General features: G+C 52.9%; 1 rRNA gene. It reads right to left on the bottom strand.

The features are described from left to right. A 23S ribosomal RNA gene (locus F8197_RS29525) occupies window positions 1-272 on the bottom strand; the annotation flags it as partial.

Raw genomic sequence — 272 nt, 5'->3', positions numbered from 1 at the left:
ACTCATCTCGCCCACCTGTGTCGGTTTGCGGTACGGTCTCGTATGACTGAAGCTTAGAGGCTTTTCTTGGAACCACTTCCGATTGCTACAGAACCGAAGTTCTTCGTCCCAGTCCCTTGAATTACGCGCCCGGATTTGCCTAAGCGCCTTCTATGAACCAGAAACTGCCTATTCCAACAGGCAGACAACCTTCCGCGATCCGTCCCCCCATCGCATCATACGACGGTGCAGGAATATTAACCTGCTTCCCATCAGCTACGCATCTCTGCCTC

It is taken from the genome of Duganella sp. FT27W (assembly GCF_009295655.1).
In the GTDB taxonomy this organism is placed as follows: domain Bacteria; phylum Pseudomonadota; class Gammaproteobacteria; order Burkholderiales; family Burkholderiaceae_D; genus Rugamonas; species Rugamonas zoogloeoides.
This window is presented reverse-complemented; position numbering and strand designations above follow the sequence as displayed.